This window comes from Variovorax paradoxus, from assembly GCF_009498455.1.
Lineage (GTDB): Bacteria > Pseudomonadota > Gammaproteobacteria > Burkholderiales > Burkholderiaceae_C > Variovorax > Variovorax paradoxus_H.
This window is the reverse complement of record NZ_CP045644.1, coordinates 1,872,837-1,889,942: the sequence shown is the minus strand read 5'-3', so window position 1 is coordinate 1,889,942 and position 17,106 is coordinate 1,872,837. Positions and strand designations below refer to the sequence as shown.

The window sequence follows — 17,106 nt, the reverse complement described above, 5'->3', positions numbered from 1 at the left end:
CGCGTAGGCGAAGGCCCCGAATCGCTAGGAGAGTCGTTTGACGCCCGGCAGCTCGCACGCGTAGATCGCGTTGCGCAGCGCCGCAATCGCCTCGTAGCGCGTGAAGGTGCGGCGCCAGGCCAGCACCACGCGGCGCATCGGCGGGTCGCGGTCCTGCGCGTCGCGCACGGGCAGGTAGCGCACCATCTGCTCGGAGTCCTTGCGGCCCTTGCCCTTGGGCTTGAGCGCCTCGGCCGGCACCGACAGCCGCGGCACCAGCGTCACGCCCATGCCCGAGGCCACCATGTGCTTGATGGTTTCGAGCGACGAGCCCTCGAAGCTCTTGCGGATGCCCTCGGCATTGCTCGAGAAGCGCGCGAACTCGGGGCACACCTCGAGCACGTGGTCGCGGAAACAGTGGCCCGTGCCCAGCAGCAGCATCGTCTCGTTCTGCAGCTCTTCCGACGTGATCGACTCGCGGTCGGCAAACTTGTGCTTCACGGGCAGCGCCGCCATGAAGGGCTCGTCGTACAGCGGCGCCATCGCCAGACCGGTGTCGGGAAAGGGCTCGGCCATGATCGCGCAGTCGATCTCGCCGGCACGCAGCATCTCGAGCAGCTTGACCGTGAAGTTCTCCTGCAGCACCAGCGGCATCTGCGGTGTGCGCGCGATCACCTGGCGCACCAGGTCGGGCAGCAGGTAGGGGCCGATCGTGTAGATCACGCCCAGGTTCAGCGGGCCGGCCAGCGGGTCCTTGCCGCGCTTGGCGATTTCCTTGATGCTGGCGGCCTGGTCGAGCACGCTCTGGGCCTGCTGGACGATCTGCTCGCCGAGCGGCGTCACGGTCACTTCACCGGCGCTGCGCTCGAAGAGCTTGACCTCGAGTTCGTCCTCGAGTTTCTTGATGGCCACCGAAAGCGTCGGCTGGGACACATAACAGGCCTCGGCCGCCTTGCCGAAGTGCCGCTCGCGGGCGACTGCGACGATGTATTTGAGTTCGGTGAGAGTCATAGCTTGCGTCAATTATGCGCAAGGGCTTGTGACCCGGCTGGGGCGGGGTTAAAAGTTGTCGGCCGCGCTCAGCCAGTGCGGCTCCCATTGCACCGACTGCCCGCCATTCGACGGCATCGGCTCGCCCTGCGTGACGGCAGCGCTCACGCGCAGATCAGTCAGGCAGGCCCAGATGCCCGAGCGTGGGCAGGTCTGGCCTGTGTCTGCAAACAGCAACTCATCGCGGCGCATGCGTTGTCCCTGAATCTGCGCCGAACCATCAACCTCCGCGGAGAACGCGACGCGGCCGGATGCGGCGCGCTCTTCGAAGATCTCGATGGCGCCTTGCAAGGCGATAAAGAAATCCCAATCGGACAGATCCTGCTCGGCCGCCGCCGCGGTGAAGTCGGACTGGTACAGGCGCTGATAGCGTTCGGCGTTGTAGTCCAGCTCGAAGACGACCTGGCCTGTCGCAGCATCGATCAGCCGGAACTGGCTGAAGCCTTGCCGCAATCGCCCGTCGCCATACCGCGAAGGCGCGATCTCGCTGCGCAAGGCGGGCGGGAGCATGACCACGGAGCCGTCGCCACGCTTCTGGCAGATCTCGAACACGGCGCCGTCGTCGCTGCGAAAAACGAACTTCTCGTCGTCGGTCCAATAGCTGTAATAGCGCTTGTCGTTCTCGATGGTGTAGCCGCCTTTAACCGGGAGGTCGGCGAGCACTGAAGCGCCCGGCGGTTTCTCGGCATCGTCGACGGGGCGCCAGTGGCCGGTTGCAGGGTTCAGGTCGATGAGGTCTGAGGCGGTGTGATGGAGGTAGAGCCACATGGAACTTGTTAATCCATCAGCCCTATTTCGGGCAAACCTCTCCACTTCGGGTGGAGGTGGGGGGACCGTCTTGTGCCGCAAGGGTCGCGTTGATGTCAGGCGACGCGACTGCGCCATGCGTGCGCGCATAGTCAACGAGGTCCTTGGGATAGAACGGCAGGTCTCGGTAGCTGCTGTCGTCGATGTCCCAGAGGTAAGTCACCAGCCCGGCCTCGAAGGCCCAGTAGCCATCGAAGCTTTGCGGGATCTTGTCGTGCAACCCGTGCCACGCAGTTCCCTTCATCGCCGAGTACCACTTCTCGAGGAATTCAGCCACGAACAAGGGGCGCTTTCTCGGCTCGGCCTCAATGGCCTTCAACAACAGTGGGTGGGCTTTGAGAAAGCGCAGCATGCCCTTCGCAGGCACCGTCGGTAGCCCCAGCTTTCCGAGAAGCGCCTCGTAGAGCGCGTCTTTGCCGCGGTTGTCGGTATAGGCAACATCGAACAAGGCAACAACGCGTGGAACCAAGTCGTCACGACACAGCAGCTTGGCCAAGGACAGGAACGTCATGGCGTAGTGGTAGCCGTCGAGTTCCTCGAGGGAGAACGGCTCGGTTTCGTGCAATGGATGAGGGAGGCTTGATGGCTCTTGCGCAGCAAGCACGCCGGGAAAGTCCGCAGCGAGGTGCTCCATCGGGCTGCCGTCCGAATAGGAGTGAACCAAGAGACGTCTCTTGGCGCTGGCGAGGGCCCAATTCCAAGCAAACCAGCCATCTTCGCGAAAGCCCTCTTTTCCGAGACTTGTGTCGAGCAGCAGCTGAGCATCGGCAATGTCTTCGTGCAGACCCAGCCGGCGGACCGAACTGGGCTCTTCATTCAGAAATTTTTCGCGACGCTTCGAGGAGAAACTACTCATGGCTCACCAGTCCAACCCGCGCATTTGACTTGAGTCTCAGAGCTTGGGCGCCGTTTGATCCGCACTCCATTGCCAGAAGGTTGCGCCGTAGCTGCTGCCCTCGATGACGGGCATGACCTCGTCCGCCTTGAAGTAGCGTCGGCTGCCCGCCTTGGCTGGCGTGAACCACCAGCCGGCCAGTGGGCAAGGCTCTCCACCTCGTGTGGAGACCGGAGGGCCGTCTTGTGCTGAAAGGGAAGCGCTGGTGTCAGGCGATGCGACCGCGCCATGCGTGCGCGCATAGTCAACCAGGTCCTTGGGATAGAACGGCAGGTCGCGGTAGCTGCTGTCGTCGATGTCCCAGAGGTAGGTAACCAGCCCGGCCTCGAAGGCCCAGTAACCGAAGAAACTCTGCGGTGCTCTGTCGTGCAGCCCATGCCAGTAAGTTCCCTTCATGGCGGGGTACCACTTCTTGAGAAACTCGGCGATGAAGAGCGGGCGCTTTTGGGGGGCAGCCTCAATGGCCTTCGACAGAAGTGGATGGGCTTTGAGAAAACGCAACATGCCCTTTGCAGGAACTGTCGGCAAGCCGAGCTTTCCAAGCAGCGCTTCGTACAGAGCATCCTTTCCTCGATTTTCGGCCCGGGCCACATCGAACAGGGCGGCCACGCGTGGAACGAGGTCGTCGTGGCGCAGCAGATTGGCCAACGAAAGCAAGGTCATGGCGTAGTGGTAGCCGTCGAGTTCTTCGAGGAAAACAGGCTCCGTCTGATAGATCGGGTGAGGCAGGTTTTCGGCCTCAACAGCTTGAATCAAAGAAGGAAAAACTTTCGCGATTTCCTGCACCGGGCTCCCCACGGAATAGTCCCCAACGAACAAGGAAAACTTCGCCCCGGCCAAGAAGCTATGCCAGCGGGACCAAGCATTTTCATCCGCGGAAGCCAGATCATTTTTTAGATAGCCTTCGAGCTCCGCGACGTTTTCTCGGGTCGCGTTCACAAGGAGTAGGTATGGCTCCTCGTTTAAGAAGCGCTCACGCCGATCCGAGTAGAAGTCAGTCATTTTCTAGACGTCCATTTCTTTTTTTCGATGTCGTACCTGCGCAATGCACAAGGCGGAAAAAATGCCAGCCTTTGCATCCGTCTGCCGCCGCGCGCTCGCGTTTTCTTTCTATTTTGGCGTTGGCATATTGGCATCCATAAGGACAACGCACGTACCCGGCCGCCCGGCGGCAGCAGCGCTGTGACGCTCAACGTCAGTGCCTGACGCCACCAGTCACGTCGGACAGTTGCTGCGCCTCGTGCAGCGCGCCCGGCCTCGGACCATTTCTCGCACCGCCTCGAACTGAATCTCAGAGCTTTGGACCCGACTGATCAATGTCCCATTGCCAGAAGGTCGATCCGTAACTGCTCCCCCTGATGATTGGCATGACCTCCCCGACCTTGAAGTAGCTGCGACTGCCTGCTTTGGCCGGAGTTAGCCACCAGCCTGCCTGGGGACAAGGCTGACCGCCGGAGATCGATGTGAGCGATTGGCTCACCGAATCGATGGGTGCACGCAAGCGCTGCTCCGAACTCGGCCAATCGCTGTCTTCGTCGAAGCGACGCATCCAGCGCACCGCATCTGCATTGGTGAATCGCTCATTTGGGTCACCGTCCCATTCGCCGAAGTCCAGCAGGCCCATAGCATCGTGACGTATAGGTCGCAACAGCTTGTTGAGCAACGAGGGCAGCTCGGGGACACCACTTTCTACGGGATACAACTCCGGCTCCGAGCCCAACTCGATCCACAAGCCCGCGTCGAGCTCGGTAATGGTAATTCGAGGATGAGTCAGCGCGGCCTTGACCGCTTCGCGTGTCAGCGACAGTTGTTCGCGCCATACGTCGGACAACAGAAAGGCCCATGTTGGTGGACGGACGCCCCAGAGCAACTCCCTGTGCATCCCGTACGGCGAATCGATGTCCAGTCCATAGAAGCGCGACGTCAGCGCGCGCTCCCACACTGCAACTTCGGAGCGTGTGCCGAATTCCAGGGGGTTGGCCATGGCAAAGCCGCTGTACACCTGTTCGGGCTGCAGCTTCTGGATGGTTTGAAGCACAAAAGCACGCCAAGCCACCTTGTTGTCCTTCCACCAAGACCAGCGGTAGTAGAGCTGGATGGACGAGTAAGTGCGGTCGCGACGGCTTTCACGATCGTTCTGATAGGCGGGAATTCGCCATGAATTGTTGGAGGTGGCAGGCGAGGACTTGTGATTCGTCTCGTCGTTGAAGCTGAACGCGAAATGGCCATCCGCGTCTGCATTTTTCGCGTACTCACGCAAATCCGGTATGCGCTTCGAACCGTACGGATACGGCCGCTCTGAATCGGGGTGCGTCGCGGTCTTGTACGGTTTCCCAACAAGGCGCTCGAACTCCTCGTGAATATCGACCATCAGCAGGGACGTCTCGACGTAGCGTTTGGTGTCGTACAAGAAATAGAAGGTCACGAACGGCGTGACGCCGAGTTCGAAAGCGTCGTTGCTACGTGCCGTGTTAGGCCACTCCTTCAATTCGGTGGCAAGCTCATCGAGATCTTGCTCGCTGAGAAAGCTTGTAGTTGCTCTCATGATCAACTCCATCGAGCGTGCGGGCGGCTTGGCGTTTTCAGACTCAAAGCGATCGACAAGTCTGGCGGTGCCCGATAGGTCTTCATATGTCTACCGTGACGACCCAGGAAACGGCGCGGACTCAGTGCTCCGGCCGTCAGGCCCCGCGAGGCTCTCGCCGGGTACTTGTGCACGCCGTCGCATACCAGTTCAAAGCCGAGGTGTGGATTGATCTTGGCTCCACTGCCAGAAGGTGGTGCCGTAGTCGCTGCTTCGATCACAGGCATGACCTCGCCCACTTTGAAGTAACGGCGACTGCCGATCTTGGCAGGGGTATTCCACCACCCTCCTTGAGGGCAAGGCCGGCCTCCTTCACAACGCAGGCGTAAGAAGGCTTCGTCGGCCGCCGTCTCTTCCTTTCCGGGGATACCTCCGCCTTCGTCAGCGACGCGGCTGATCAGCACCCAGGTTGTCGGTGCGCGAGACACTCGTTGTCTCGTCTGCGGGTCATATCCAACTGTCGCTTTGCGAGTCGGGTAGCCTTCGATGAGTACGGCTGCACAGCTGTCGTCACAGACGGGTAAATAGACGCCATTGCGCAAGACCGGCTCATCCGTTGTCAATGTCACCGAAGGATCGATTCGGTATACGGGCCAGCTCGAAGGTGCATTCAAATCACCCCGATCCTCCACTGAGTAGCGAGATGTCAGGCTGCCAATCTTCCAGCTTCCAGCCTCCGTGATCGAAATATTGAACGCCCGAATATCAGCTTCGCTTTGCCAATGCCAGAACTGGTCTTCCAGTTCCTTCGGCATCCAGTCGGGAGCGTAGTCACTGGTCTGGCCCTTGATATCGCTCTTGACATTTCCGCCCAGAGCAAGTGCGCTGAGATCCCCACGTGAAAGGAGTGCATACCCTCTGTTCAGCGCCTCCAGCGTGGAGCGGAAGTTAGGCAGCACCCGCTCGCCCCACACGATGTCCGGTTGCATTGATAGATGCCGACGCCGATAGTCCGCTGGCAGCTTGTGCATGAATTGCTCAAACGCTTCCTCGGCGACCTTGACCATGCTGGCCCAGGCATCGCGCATCTGGCCAAAATAGTCGAGCGACGAGTAGCGTTCCAACAGGTAGATTTCCTGAGGTATGAGCGGTGTGGGCATGTTGTTTTTTTCGCACCGTTACTCGGACTGTCAAGCAGCCTCTGCGAGAAAATAGCGACGACTGCCGATCTTGGCAGGGGTATCCCACCAACCTGCATGAGGAGAAGGCTGGCCTCCTTCCCAACGCAGACGCGAGGAGATTTCGTCATCCATTGCATCCTCCTTGCCGGGGATGCCCCCTCCTTCGTCGGCAACGCGTTCCACCAAGGTCCACGTAGTCGATGCCGTGCCACGGCGTTGCATGGTCGCTGGGTCATACCCGATATTGGCCTCCCACGCTTCGTAGTCCTTGATGAGAACCGCTGCACAGCTATCGTCACTGCTAGGCAAGTAGATGCCGCCCCGCGTCACAAGTTGACCAGTCCGCACCGTCACGGAGGGATTGAGCCGATAGACCGGCCATGTCGTCGGCGCTTCTAGCGGCCCACGCGCTTGTGCAGAGTACGCTGTTGAGAGATCACCGAGGGTCCACCCGGCGTACTCTGTGATCGACATGTTGAAGGCTCGAGTCCCCGCCTCAGCCTGCCAATACCAGAATTGATCTTCCAGTTCCGTTGGCATCCAGCTCGCAGGATAGTCACTGGTCTGCCCTTTGATGGCGCTTTGAATATTTCCACCAAGTCCCAATGCACTGAGATCTCCGTGCGACAACAGGGCATAGCCAGAATTTACAGATTCCAACGTCGTCCGAAAGTTTGGCAGAACGCGCTCGCCCCAAACGATGTCCGGTTGCATGGATAAATGCCGTCGACGGTAATCTGGTGGTAACGCGTGCATGAATTGCTCCAACGCACGCTCTGCAGCCTCGATCATCTTGGCCCAAGCATCCTGCATCTGCCCAAAGTAGCTCAGTGAGCAGTACCTCTCGAGAAAAAATACCTCTTGTGACAGCAGAGCGGTGGACACGTTATTTTTCGGCCTCAAACAAGAAATTGGCCAGAGAATTCGGCATTCATCGCTTCTCTCCCCGAGCAAGATGGAGGTGGTTTACGCCGCCGCCAGCGTCCACCGGACTTTGCGCCCCTCGTGCAAAGGAAGCACTTCTCCGGCTGCGACCTCAATCGATGCACGGAGGTCATCTTCCACCAGCCAACGACCCGCGACGGGGGCTTGCTGTCCGCTTTCTATGACGGTCAAAGACGCAGTGGGAGTGCTGCGAGTCGGTACATGTACCTCCTCTGCTTGGGGCTGGAGGAACACATAGTGCTTTTCTTCTTCAGGAACGGTGCCATCTTCGTAGCGATCATCTTTCCATAAAAGGCGCCAGACGGCAGGCCGACCCTCTCCGCCCGTGCCGTCGCTCGCCATATTAGGGGCGGCCGTGCCGCCATGTAGGTAAGCCATTGTGCCCACGATGGGGAATGGCCCTTTGGGTGGTGCGGGCTTGAAAAAGCTAATGATCTTTGGTGCAGGTGCATCGACCGGTTCCCAAATACCCGAGAACTTAACGCCCTGCCCGGTTCGGACCAGTAGGGGTTCGATTGGATCTGAGGGTTCTGGCAACGAGTCGGGGAAAGTCATGCGTTCGAGCTCTGCTTTCAGATAGTCGTTGAATCGGGTGCGCGTGACAGGATCGACAGAACCGTCAAAATTCGGTTGTATAGCGTTTGACGAGCATTCACTCCAGGCTTGAGACAACTGAGTGACTGTTCGTGCGTACTCATTCCACAGAGGAGTTGACTCATAGTTGATGCCGATTTCTCCCTTCGCCACGCGCCAGAGCATTTCCCCCTCGTGATCCAGTGGCCGGTACGAACGTGCGAGTTCGGAGTACGAGGCGTATTTGAAGATGCCCTTGTCACCCTGCTTGAGTCGTGCTACTGCCTCGTCCAAGTCCGCAAGCCCTTTCAGAACCGAGATCAGGCGTGAAGCACGAATACTGCTCTTGTCTTCGAGGCCCTTTGCACTGGCTTCGCGAAGACTTGCCTCAGTGATATCAGCCCACGCTTGATAGAACTTAAGGATTCGCTCCCACGCCGTATAAGAAGTCCATCGCTTGAGCGCGTAGAAGATTTGCTTTCGCTCCAATTCATTAGGCAACCTAGTGGAGACTTGCACTGTCATTTCGTGACCTCTCTATTTTCTTTGGTCGCCATTTCGCGTGCACCCAATCGAGAAGTCTGCACAGAGGCCGCTCTTGGTACGTTGGCGTAGCCATGAATACCGTTAGCATCAGTCCAACCCGTGGGTCTGATCTCGAATTTCATGCGTGTGACCGGATCACTCCACACGGCGGCTTTTCCGCTGGCAACAACTTTTTCAGCTACATCTTTCAAGCCATTCTTGGCGGACTCTGAAATATCAATGACAGCCTGTGAGTTTCCACCCGGCAAATATTGCCCCGAGATCTCTTTCCCGCTTTGCTCTGAAATCGTACCCACTGCCGCTTTGATTTCGTGATCTACCGGTGCGGTACCAATGACGATGTAGCCGTCGCGATTCCACTCATCCAGAACCGCGCATTTTTCGCGCCACTCTTTCGCTGTTCTAGGAGGAGGACCTAATCCCCACCAGCCGCCGCCAGGCTGGGTAAGTTTGACGTCATGGCGATGGGTCACGCCTTCCGGTCCAAAGTAGCGATAAATTTGCTCGCCCGGCTTCAACGGGCGGTTGATGATCTTGCCGCTGAAGGCTTCGATATTTATGTAGCGGTTGTCCTTGGAGTACTCGGTTAGATCTGGATAGCCCGGTTCGTGCTTGTAGACCAGCTCATACGTGTCGGGCTCACCTGCAATTGCCTTGTTTTTCTTCCACCCACGCACCGATCTCGCCGGCAAAGGCCCACTTTCGATAATGCGAGCCTCGTCAGCCCGCGTTACGGCACGCTCCCCTACCGCCACTTCATGCGCCGCCAACCGGCTGGTAGTTTCGCCACCGCTACGCACATAGGCCTGCATGTCTCTGAGCGTCTGATCGAGTTCCTTCACGGCCTTGACGAGCATGTCCGGCGCCAGCTTCTTGAGCGTAGCCAGTCCCGATTTGAGTGTTTCGATGCGGCTGTTCAAGCTGGCCGGCATCAGGCTGCCCGCCTTGCGCTGAATCTGCACCAGCACACCGTTGATGACTTCCATGAGCTTGTTGAAGCGCTCCAACAACTGGGCTTGGTACTCGGTAATACGTAGCGAAAGAAACCATTTCTCCGCGTTCTTGAAGCCAATGCGGTTGAGGAATGCGATGATTTCCCTGGCGCCCTCTTGCAGCTTGGCTGCCCGAGCCGCGCCCGTCAGCGCCTCGGCCGCCTTGCCTACCTTGACAGCGATGCGCCCGACCCCTTTGATCACGCCGCCAAAGACGGGAATCAAGGCAAACAGCAACACAACCAGCAGCACCCATTCCCACACCTTCTCGCGCTTCGCGGGGCTCTCGATCAAACCGATGACCACGGCAATCAGGTCGCGCACGGCCGTGACGTCGCCCACCAGCGGGATCATGCCGATCACCGCATCTACAAGAATCTGGCTGAACGACGCCTTTTCGTTGAATGCCCCTTGCGTGGTACCCCAGACCCATTCGCCCGCTTCGGCAGACCAAGCTTTGAAGCGCGCCCAGCTCAGTCCTCCGGGCGCGCTGCCGGATGCAGTCGTTGTATCTGCCATTTTCTATTCCCTGCCTTCTTGCCCGGAAGATGACGGTTGCTTGAAATACTTGTCGACAAGGCCACCGAGTTTTTCTTCACTCGGATTGGGGTCGTGCGCAGGGGTCGGCGTCTTGTCCTTGCGCTGAAACGCCCCTGCAGCCGGCCCGAAGCTCACGGTGCCGCCCAATGGCACGTCGGTGACGGTTGCTCGCCCCTGATCGTCGAGAACACCTGTGCGCTCTGCGCCGCCGGGAAGCCGGAGGAAGTACTTGGCCCCGGCGAGTCCTTCATCGTCGTGATATCGATGATCCAGTTGGACTGTGCCTGGCGGAAGATCGCCGGCAGGCAACGCTGGCAGTTCGACCGGATTCCCCTTCGGCCCCACAAAGCTCTTGCTGGTCCCCTTGATGTCCAGCAGCCCCGGCATCTTCAAGGTGATGTTCATCCCATCCAGCTCGATGCTTGTCTGCCCCCCCTTGAGCGTGATCTTCTTCTGCGCCAGCACGTGAATCTCGTCATTGCTGCTGGTGACCGTGAAGCCTTCCTTGGCCAGCCATTCGAGTTCGTCGGTGTGCGCCTGCACGCTCATCGGCCCGTCTTGCGCGATGACCTGGATGCCGCCCTTGTGGCTGTACAGCCCCACGGATTTGGCGGCCGCAAAGCTCACGGTCTTGCCCGCTGCGATGTGGGCCTGCGCCTGCGCAGTCCAATGGATCGCCTCGCCTGCGTACACAGTCGCGCTGGCGGGCGTGGCCATGTTCAGGCTCATGGCCGCGTCGAGCACCATGAGCGGCCGGGCGAAGGCGGGCACGGGGTCTTGCCCTTCGCGTGAGCCTGCGCCTTCTCCTCCCTTCGGCTCGCGCGCGTCCTGCCCGTTGACGCTACTGGGATAGTGCCCGTTCTTCTGCGGATCGATGTCGTCGATGAGCGGCTGCAGCAGCGCCGTGGCGCTCAACGCCAGCGCCTTGGCGCCGCCGGCCGCATCGGACAGCTTCTGCGCCTCGCGCAGCGCACCCGCGAGTTGACCGCGCACGCTGGTAGTGTCCTGGACGCTGCCCGCCGCGCGTTCCTGGGCCAGCGTGGAGATCAACAGGCCCTCGCCGGCGCGCGTGGCGACCCAGGCGTCGGAGCGCAGCTCTGCGCCGCTGCCGCGCCAGGCGCCACGGCTGCTCTCGTCAGGAGACTGGGCGTTGAGGTGGCCCAGGTTCAGTTGACTGGCCGCGTGCGAGCTGGCCAGGCGGGTGCGCACCTGTCCGGGCGCGTCGTCGGCGATCCACTGGTTGTAGCCACTGCCGTCGAGCGCGCGGCTGTGCCAGCCTGAGAGTACGCCGGCATGATTGGCCGACGAATCGGTGCCGGCCGACCAGGGCGGCAGATCCTGTCCGTTGTAGAGCTGTTGGGCGACCACCGGTCGGTCGATGTCGCCTTCGATGAAGGACACCAGCACTTCGGAGCCGACGCGCGGCAGGTGGTGGGCGCCCCAGTTGGGGCCGGCCACCGGTGCGGCCACGCGCAGCCAGACGGACTGGCGGTTGCTGGCGTGGCGGCCGGCGGCGACCAGGCTGCCTTGTCCGCTGCTCGTCGACTGCTGCTGGCCCGCACGCTGGGTCTGCCAATGGAAACGGACTTGCACGCGATGGTCACGCTGTGTGTGGACGGCGGTCGGTGCCTCGTCGTCATCGGCCCCGACCACGAGCGCGACCATGGCTTCGGGAGCGGTGGGCTTGGGTCGCCACAGCGGCACGACCTGCGCTTCGGCCGGCTGGGCCTCGAAGCTGTTGCGGTAGCTGCCCTTTTCGAGTTCGCCGGCCTCCAGCACCTGCGCGGCTTGCGCGCCCAAATTGTTGGCTGCTTCATGGCGCACGCGCAGTGCGAGAAATTTGCGGCCTTCGTAGCGGTCGTGCTGCGTGAGCGTGAAGCGCTCGCCCGCACCGAGCTGTCGCACGCTGCCCGCGGCGCCGTAGCGCTTGATGCGCGATTCGAAGGCCACGAGCTGCTGCTCGGCGCGGCGGGCGGCGGTGGCGCTGTCGGCGTAGCGCTGCGCACCGGTGCCGTCGTAGTGCTCCAGCACGGGCACGTCGCCCATCGACAGCGCGCTCTGCACAGCGCCAGTGGGGGCCTGCAGCACGCTGGCGTCCCAGGCGTTGCGCATGACGGCGTTGGTGGCAACCTGGCGCCGACTGCTCCATGCGGTGATGGCGTCGGTCGATTCGGTGGCGTCGACGCGGTGGAAACGGATCTGCGACAAGGCGCAGTCGGGCGGGGTTGCCGCGCGGTCGAAGATCACCAGGCGGTGGTGCGAGGGCGTGGTGTTGGTCCCCGTGCTGCTGCCATTGGGCGACTGCTGTTCATGCTCGAAGCGAAAGCTCAGGCCTTCTTCCGCGAGCAGTCGCAACACGAAGGCCAGGTCCGACTCGCGGTACTGCACGCAGGTCGGCCGCACGGGCATCTCCTGTGTGACTTCGAAGCTGAAGCTCGCGGTGGTGTGGTCGGCGAACACTTCGCTGACGATGTCCTGCACGTGCTTGGCGGCGTACACGAAGCTGTCGCGGCGCAGGCCGAGCGCAGCAAGCCAGGGTTGCAGGTGCAGCCGATAGCGCGCAAGGCCGCCATCACCGCCCAGCGCATCGACGGCCGTGAGGTAGCCGTGCCAGGTGCGAAAGCTGCCATTGGCCAGCAGCAGGCGCAGGCTCAGCTCTTCGCCGATCAGCGCGAACGGATCGAACTCGCTCGACGTGGCAAGGGTGTCGATGGTGAACTCGAAGAGTTCGTTGAGGCCTTCGCTGCCGGTGAAGCGCTCGACGACGACGGCGTTCTGCGGCGCCGACGCGGGCAGCTGCAGCTTGATGAGCCGCGCCTGCTCCGAAAGCCGCGCGACGTTCAGGCCTTCGAGCTTCCATGGCGCCGCGCCATAGGTCGGCATGACGCTGTTTGATGTGTCTGATGACATGGTTCTCCACCTCCCTGGTGTCAGTGCCGGTCGTGCCGGTCTTCGTTCGATGCATGGCCGCGCGCGATCTTCCCGCCCTGTCGGTTCAGGGGCTGGCCGATCGACATCGCGTGGACCGGAAAAATCCTAGTTCGCCAACGTTGCATGTGCTTTTGCTGTGCCACAGCTGAATTTCATGACCGCAGGCGGCGGAAACACGGTGTTCGATCCGAACAGCCAGTAGCGCTTCGCGTTGATCGTGACGGTCTGGGTGAACGAGCCCGTCAGCCCCAAGTCGGAGGCGGTCGGATTCGTCTCGTCGAAGCTCAAGCTTTCCGCAGACTGGAATGGGTCCTTGGGAATGTTGAGGACCACATGGATGGCGGCTGTCGGAATGGTCTCTTTGCCCAGACGAATGCCGAACCAGCTGCGCGTCACGAACGTGGAGGACTTTTCCAGCCACGCGTCATGCACCGAGCAATCGCCAAAAGACGGCGCATCGAAACGAAGCTTTGCGAGCAGCCTTCCCTGTGCTTGGCTCTCATCGCTCGATACCGCGGTGGAAGTGTCGGAAGTGCTCGTGTTCACCCGATAGCCGCGGTACGCCACAGCCGACGCGATGAGGGCTGCAACAACGACTGCGGCAATTAGAGCGAATCGCTTCATAGGGCAAAAGAGCGGCGATGCAACGCGCAGGCCACACCAGCCGCATTCGCCAGCCGGGCAACCTCTTCCACACTCAACGCCGGCCCGCCGGCTGCTGCAATGACCTCTGGCGGCAACTCCGGCAGCTTGCCCGCGCCGCTGGTGCGCAAGCTCTCGCCCTGCTGGATGGGCGGGCCGCCCTCTTCCATGTAGCGCCGGATGTGCTCCCACAAACGCCAGAGCGCAGCGTCCTCGTACCAGCCGAGGTAGCCGATCAAGGCGATGCCTTCCAGCTTGCGCGGGTTGCGTGCCTCGCCCCAAAGCAGGCGCAGCACATGGGTGTCGCGGGCCGCCTCGCCGGTGAGTTGCATGATCTTGTAGCTGCGGGCTTGCAAATCGTCCCCCGAGGTGGTGATCACTTTGTCGATGCCCACGCGCTCCCAGAAGCGCCAGAAGCGCAAGCGCCCCAGCACGCAGAGGCTGACTTCGCGGGTCTTGCGGTTGAAGACAACGGGAATGTCGCGGGGAGCAAGGTGAGACATCCGCAGGGCGAAGGAGAAGAAGAGGAAGCCCATGCCAAACATGATGAGACCAAAGGCCAATGGCTCTAGAAAATCGGTCGCACTCGGTGGGTTGCTCCAAAGACTCGGATCGTCATAGGTAAACCATTTCAGCCAACGCTCCCAAGCTTTCCAAAACCAAGGAATCCCAAGACCCATGCAACCCAAGGAGAAGGCCGCAAAGGTATTCCCATTCCCACCGCTTCTCCGGTACCCATAGGCGCTCCAACTTGAATCGCCTCCGGATACACAGCCAATAGTGAGTCGCAGGTGCTGGCACTCTCATGCACCGGCTGCTTTTTGTCTTCGGGTGCCACGCGCGTGATCGTTCCGTTGAGCATCGCGCGTAACGCCTCACTGATATCGTCAAACTGCGTCTCCGGCCCTTCCCAGTCCTGCAGCAGCACGTTGTATTCGGGTAGCTTCTTCATGTCACGCCGTCATCCCGTCACGGTCGGCAACGATTGACCTTTTGACTGCCGTTTGCGCCTGACTGGCGGAGATCGAGTGCACTTCAGCTTGCCCCTAAGCCGCCACACCGGCCGCATTCGCCAGCCGGGCAACCTCTTCCACACTAAACGCCGGGCCGCCAGCCGCTGCAATGACCTCCGGCGGCAACTCCGGCAACTTGCCCGCACCGCTGGTGCGCAAGCTCTCGCCGGGCTGGATGGCCGGTCCGCCTTCTTCCATGTAGCGCCGGATGTGCTCCCACAGACGCCAGAGTGCAGCATCTTCATACCAGCCGAGGTAGCCGATCAAGGCGATGCCTTCCAGTTTGCGCGGATTCCGGGCCTCTCCCCAGAGCAGGCGCAGCACATGGGTGTCGCGGGCTGCCTCGCCGGTGAGCTGCATGATCTTGTAGCTGCGGGCCTGCAAATCGTCCCAAGACGTGGTGATCACTTTGTCAATGCCCACGCGCTCCCAGAAGCGCCAGAAGCGCAAGCGCCCCAGCACGCAGATGCTGACTTCACGGGTCTTGCGGTTGAAGACGACGGGGATATCGCGGGGGGCAAGGTGGGACATCCGCAGGGCGAACGAGAAGGGGAAGAAGCCAATCGCAAAAATAATGCTTCCGCTAGCAAGAAAAAAAGCACTCGAAGACATCAATCCTTCCCAAAGAAACCAAGCCCCGAATCCCATGAATCCCAAGAAGAAAACCGCATAGGTATTCCCATTCCCCACCGCCTCCCCGGTTCCAGAGGGCGCGCCAACCTCAATGGCATGCGGATGCACCGCCAACAGCGAATCGCAAGTGCTGGCGCTCTCGTGCACCGGCTGCTTCTTGTCTTCGGGTGCCACGCGCGTGATCGTTCCGTTGAGCATCGCGCGTAACGCCTCACTGATATCGTCAAACTGCGTCTCCGGTCCTTGCCAATCCGGCAGCAGCACGTTGTATTCGGGTAGCTTCTTCATGTCACGCCGTCATCCCGTCACCGTCGGCAACTCGGCAAGGTCTTGAGCAAACAAGCTCGCTTGCAAGCAACCAATTTGCTGGATGCCGTCGGCGCCGTTGCGAATCAGGTGTTATGCGTTGAGATGAAGAATCAGACACCGTTTTGACTTGACGTCTCGCGACGTTTTCCACAGTGAGGACACGCCGGGGCTTCCATCGGAACTTGTGCATAGCACGCGGAGCACAGCTCCATGACGTCAGTGCCTGCCTGCAATGCTCGACCTCTGCTTTCGGTAGCCGCGGCTGCAATTGCTTTCGCGTAGAAATGCGCAATCGTTTGCAAAACCAACGCGGCGATACCCAAGACCAGAGTTGCCTTGGCATTCGCCGAAAATGCGAACCAAGCAGCCAGTCCGCAAGCGATGAACGCCAGAAGATAAAGAAACGCCAAGAGAAAATGGCGCGCTGCCTTTGGGTGATCCATCGAAGGCTCGATGTCGTCGATTTGATTGCTTTTGTCTTTCAAGTCAGTTCCTTAACTCATGGCAATTTTTGAACCAACAAAGTCCGCCCTACCCGCTCAAGCACCTCCTGCGGCCAGATGACCTTGCGCATGGTCATATGGCTGATCCAGTTGCACAGAGCCCAGACGGTGAAGAATGGCAATGTGACGGGGAAGAGAAGCAGCAACAAGATGGTCGGAAAGCGATTGGTTTTCCACCACCATCCCAACTTGGGTCCGAAAGGCCCCACCACCCCCATGCTTTGCCACAGACTTCTGGGCCGGTCGAAGATTTGAAGCTGCTCGCCATGTGGAATGCCGGGCCCACCATCTTCCATAAAGCGACGGATGTGCTCCCACAACATGGGCACGGTGTTCTCGCCCATGCCCAGACTGTTGCCCACATCGAATTCATCGAGCAGACGGCCTTCCTTTTCGTTCGGCTTTCGATAGTCGCGTACCACCAGCGTCAAGCTGTGCTGGCGAGAGATCGTCTGGCCAGTGGATGCCAGCGCCGAACGATGTTCAGCAGCAATGCAAGCCCAGTCATACTCGATCGCTTGCAGTGCAATAGGTTGAAGGCGAAGACGCTTCCACCATGTGTCGGCCGAGCCGTCAAGCGGCGGGAAAAGTCGGTAGACCTTGCGGTGCTTTCGATCAAATACCGTGGGCTGATCCTCAGGAGCAAACAAGTCCGAAGAGAGGAAGGCGAGTATCCAGCGAGGAAAAACAACGAGTGCAAAAAGCAGCGCGATAGCCATTTCAATCGCAAGAAACCAGTGTCGAGGCCATGTCTGAAGTATCTCGGCTGCCAACCTGAGCATTTTTGGAACAATCCAAATTTCGATGCCGGCCGCACCCAGTGCGCACATCAAGATGAACCCTCGCATCTGTGCAGATGCTCCCGCTTGTTGAAGCGCAATGGCATCTTTGAAAACCGTCGCCACATTGTTCATGGCGCTCGGTGTGTCGCTTGCACGCTTGCCTTTGCTGAAGCGCTCCAGCACACCAGTAAGCGCCTGGGCGTCAACCTTGTTCGGTGCGGCCTCCTTGTCTTCCAGTAATGCGATGGCTGGTGCCACGAA

16 protein-coding genes are annotated in these 17,106 nt (G+C 60.3%); all 16 read right to left on the bottom strand.

Annotated features, from left to right (window positions below):
* Nucleotides 1-24 precede the first annotated feature (24 nt).
* Nucleotides 25-990, bottom strand: a complete 966-nt coding sequence (locus GFK26_RS08530) for a LysR substrate-binding domain-containing protein (protein WP_153281620.1) — start codon at nucleotides 988-990, stop codon at nucleotides 25-27.
* A gap of 48 nt (nucleotides 991-1,038) precedes the next feature.
* Nucleotides 1,039-1,797: a hypothetical protein gene (locus GFK26_RS08525; protein ID WP_153281619.1), complete on the bottom strand. Its 759-nt coding sequence runs from the start codon at nucleotides 1,795-1,797 to the stop codon at nucleotides 1,039-1,041.
* 22 nt (nucleotides 1,798-1,819) lie between these two features.
* Complete coding sequence (locus GFK26_RS08520) at nucleotides 1,820-2,692, bottom strand: PoNe immunity protein domain-containing protein (RefSeq protein ID WP_153281618.1); 873 nt, start codon at nucleotides 2,690-2,692, stop codon at nucleotides 1,820-1,822.
* A gap of 36 nt (nucleotides 2,693-2,728) precedes the next feature.
* Nucleotides 2,729-3,733, bottom strand: a complete 1,005-nt coding sequence (locus GFK26_RS08515; RefSeq protein WP_153281617.1) for a PoNe immunity protein domain-containing protein — start codon at nucleotides 3,731-3,733, stop codon at nucleotides 2,729-2,731.
* A 289-nt stretch (nucleotides 3,734-4,022) separates the two neighbouring features.
* Nucleotides 4,023-5,276, bottom strand: a complete 1,254-nt coding sequence (locus GFK26_RS08510; RefSeq protein ID WP_153281616.1) for a type VI immunity family protein — start codon at nucleotides 5,274-5,276, stop codon at nucleotides 4,023-4,025.
* A gap of 2 nt (nucleotides 5,277-5,278) precedes the next feature.
* Nucleotides 5,279-6,415: a hypothetical protein gene (locus GFK26_RS08505; RefSeq protein ID WP_228122104.1), complete on the bottom strand. Its 1,137-nt coding sequence runs from the start codon at nucleotides 6,413-6,415 to the stop codon at nucleotides 5,279-5,281.
* Between the two features lie 30 nt (nucleotides 6,416-6,445).
* Entirely contained in the window at nucleotides 6,446-7,321 is an 876-nt protein-coding gene (locus tag GFK26_RS08500) for a hypothetical protein (protein WP_153281615.1), read from the bottom strand.
* An 81-nt stretch (nucleotides 7,322-7,402) separates the two neighbouring features.
* Nucleotides 7,403-8,479, bottom strand: a complete 1,077-nt coding sequence (locus GFK26_RS08495) for an Imm71 family immunity protein (protein ID WP_153281614.1) — start codon at nucleotides 8,477-8,479, stop codon at nucleotides 7,403-7,405.
* Nucleotides 8,476-10,011 carry a hypothetical protein gene (locus GFK26_RS08490; protein ID WP_153281613.1) on the bottom strand — a complete coding sequence of 512 codons (1,536 nt, stop codon included), beginning with the start codon at nucleotides 10,009-10,011 and terminating at the stop codon, nucleotides 8,476-8,478. Before GFK26_RS08490 ends, GFK26_RS08495 begins: the two co-directional genes overlap by 4 nt.
* Before the next feature lie 3 nt (nucleotides 10,012-10,014).
* Nucleotides 10,015-12,942, bottom strand: a complete 2,928-nt coding sequence (locus GFK26_RS08485) for a type VI secretion system Vgr family protein (RefSeq protein ID WP_228121950.1) — start codon at nucleotides 12,940-12,942, stop codon at nucleotides 10,015-10,017.
* 126 nt (nucleotides 12,943-13,068) lie between these two features.
* Nucleotides 13,069-13,587 (bottom strand): hypothetical protein, encoded by a 519-nt coding sequence (locus tag GFK26_RS08480; RefSeq protein WP_153281612.1) that lies wholly within the window; start codon nucleotides 13,585-13,587, stop codon nucleotides 13,069-13,071.
* The gene (locus tag GFK26_RS08475; RefSeq protein WP_228121949.1) at nucleotides 13,584-14,141 is read right to left on the bottom strand and encodes a DUF6708 domain-containing protein; all 558 of its coding nucleotides are present in this window, start codon (nucleotides 14,139-14,141) and stop codon (nucleotides 13,584-13,586) included. Before GFK26_RS08475 ends, GFK26_RS08480 begins: the two co-directional genes overlap by 4 nt.
* A gap of 95 nt (nucleotides 14,142-14,236) precedes the next feature.
* Complete coding sequence (locus GFK26_RS08470) at nucleotides 14,237-14,557, bottom strand: hypothetical protein (RefSeq protein ID WP_153281611.1); 321 nt, start codon at nucleotides 14,555-14,557, stop codon at nucleotides 14,237-14,239.
* A gap of 94 nt (nucleotides 14,558-14,651) precedes the next feature.
* Nucleotides 14,652-15,539: a DUF6708 domain-containing protein gene (locus GFK26_RS34185; RefSeq protein ID WP_153281610.1), complete on the bottom strand. Its 888-nt coding sequence runs from the start codon at nucleotides 15,537-15,539 to the stop codon at nucleotides 14,652-14,654.
* A 131-nt stretch (nucleotides 15,540-15,670) separates the two neighbouring features.
* Complete coding sequence (locus GFK26_RS08460) at nucleotides 15,671-16,045, bottom strand: hypothetical protein (protein WP_153281609.1); 375 nt, start codon at nucleotides 16,043-16,045, stop codon at nucleotides 15,671-15,673.
* Between the two features lie 14 nt (nucleotides 16,046-16,059).
* Nucleotides 16,060-17,103, bottom strand: coding sequence for a DUF6708 domain-containing protein (locus GFK26_RS08455; RefSeq protein WP_153281608.1), 1,044 nt, complete (start codon nucleotides 17,101-17,103; stop codon nucleotides 16,060-16,062).
* Nucleotides 17,104-17,106: the final 3 nt, after the last annotated feature.

Excerpts from the sequence above, each read along its gene's own strand:
- GFK26_RS08475 (WP_228121949.1), bottom strand. The coding sequence starts at position 14,141 with ATGGGCTTCCTCTTCTTCTCCTTCGCCCTGCGGATGTCTCACCTTGCT.
- GFK26_RS08505 (WP_228122104.1), bottom strand. The coding sequence starts at position 6,415 with ATGCCCACACCGCTCATACCTCAGGAAATCTACCTGTTGGAACGCTAC.
- GFK26_RS08480 (WP_153281612.1), bottom strand. The coding sequence starts at position 13,587 with ATGAAGCGATTCGCTCTAATTGCCGCAGTCGTTGTTGCAGCCCTCATC.
- GFK26_RS08520 (WP_153281618.1), bottom strand. The coding sequence starts at position 2,692 with ATGAGTAGTTTCTCCTCGAAGCGTCGCGAAAAATTTCTGAATGAAGAG.
- GFK26_RS08510 (WP_153281616.1), bottom strand. The coding sequence starts at position 5,276 with ATGAGAGCAACTACAAGCTTTCTCAGCGAGCAAGATCTCGATGAGCTT.
- GFK26_RS08495 (WP_153281614.1), bottom strand. The coding sequence starts at position 8,479 with ATGACAGTGCAAGTCTCCACTAGGTTGCCTAATGAATTGGAGCGAAAG.
- GFK26_RS08515 (WP_153281617.1), bottom strand. The coding sequence starts at position 3,733 with ATGACTGACTTCTACTCGGATCGGCGTGAGCGCTTCTTAAACGAGGAG.
- GFK26_RS08485 (WP_228121950.1), bottom strand. The coding sequence starts at position 12,942 with ATGTCATCAGACACATCAAACAGCGTCATGCCGACCTATGGCGCGGCG.
- GFK26_RS08525 (WP_153281619.1), bottom strand. The coding sequence starts at position 1,797 with ATGTGGCTCTACCTCCATCACACCGCCTCAGACCTCATCGACCTGAAC.
- GFK26_RS08530 (WP_153281620.1), bottom strand. The coding sequence starts at position 990 with ATGACTCTCACCGAACTCAAATACATCGTCGCAGTCGCCCGCGAGCGG.
- GFK26_RS34185 (WP_153281610.1), bottom strand. The coding sequence starts at position 15,539 with ATGAAGAAGCTACCCGAATACAACGTGCTGCTGCCGGATTGGCAAGGA.
- GFK26_RS08490 (WP_153281613.1), bottom strand. The coding sequence starts at position 10,011 with ATGGCAGATACAACGACTGCATCCGGCAGCGCGCCCGGAGGACTGAGC.
- GFK26_RS08470 (WP_153281611.1), bottom strand. The coding sequence starts at position 14,557 with ATGAAGAAGCTACCCGAATACAACGTGCTGCTGCAGGACTGGGAAGGG.